2 protein-coding genes are annotated in these 1,204 nt (G+C 42.2%); both read left to right on the top strand.

Annotated features, from left to right (window positions below; all coding sequences use genetic code 11):
• Window positions 1–809 (top strand): phage portal protein (locus AB0G52_RS41220; RefSeq protein WP_361344455.1); only part of this gene is annotated, 809 nt, incomplete at its 5' end.
• Between the two features lie 28 nt (window positions 810–837).
• The coding region (locus AB0G52_RS41215) for a hypothetical protein (protein ID WP_361344452.1) at window positions 838–1,204 on the top strand (367 nt) is incomplete at its 3' end.

Genomic DNA, 1,204 nt, shown 5'->3' with positions numbered 1-1,204 from the left:
AAATCGAGAAGTCAGCGATGGGGCTTAACTTCATTCCAATCGTGGAGATTCCGAACGAACGCCTTACGGGCATGAATCGCGGTTACTCCGAGATCGATAAGTGGGCGCCAATTACAGACGAAATCAATAAAAAGCTTAGCGACTATTCCGACGCAATCCGTTTCGAAATGTTTGCCATTACGCTATTGATGAACGTCGACAACGACAAAGGGCTTAACGTAGCACCTGGCGCAATGTGGAACTTACAGGGGGCAGGCGGATTGTTAGAAGGCGAAAGGCCAGACGCAAAGAAGCTCGAATCAAATTTCAAATTTAAAGAAGCGGTCGAAGCATATCTTGATCGACTGTATTCGAATCTTCATAAAATCGCCGAAGTACCTAGCGTAAACACTGCCGAAATGAATGTCGGCGGTATCAATGATATGGCGGTGAAGTTACTATATTCGTCCATCATATCGAAAACGCAACGTTCATGGATCGTTTGGAAATCGCGCCTTGAATTATTAAACGAATATATATTGCGATACATGAGCGCGCGGTCAAACGACTCGCGTTTTATTTATGATCGCGATTTAGTAAACAGTATCGATAATAACTTCGATAATACGGTCCATTTCCGATTACCACTACCGGAAGACCAAGCGGAGCTAATCGAACGTTTAACAACCGAAATGAGCAGCGATTTAGAATCGATTAAAGGAGCACTTTCTCGCTTAGGCGTTGAAAATCCGGAAGCTAAATTGATGGAGATTCTCACGGAACGCCGATTAATGAAAAGTGAAGAGGACCCATATCGAGGTGAATCTTGAAAAAACATAATTGCAAAGGAGAAACTATATGCCACATAACAATAGGGCCCAGAAACTTGACGCAAATTCTAAACCAGTTGATCAATATTTCAACAATACAACAGATCAGTACGAGGTTCAAACAGGTTCAAATGGCGCAAAGAATGTTTCATTAGTAGGGAGTACTATCCCGCAAGGTCAAGAAATCCCAATGAAAATTTTAGGATGTAATACTTCACAAGATTATTTAGTTGGAGCAGTGGTTACAGCAGGCACATCAACCCCAATACTTGAGAATGTAGATATAGACGGTAATGAAATTGGGGTAGGGGTTCGATTAAGTGCGGCGAGAAAATACAAAGTTTCCATCGTCCCAAAAACTATGTCAGGGTTAAATACAGACAACGACGCGTTCA

This window comes from Streptomyces sp. NPDC021562 (assembly GCF_040640875.1).
Taxonomy (GTDB): domain Bacteria; phylum Actinomycetota; class Actinomycetes; order Streptomycetales; family Streptomycetaceae; genus Streptomyces.
Note: the sequence above shows the minus strand (reverse complement) of the source record. Positions and strands in the feature narration are given on the sequence as shown.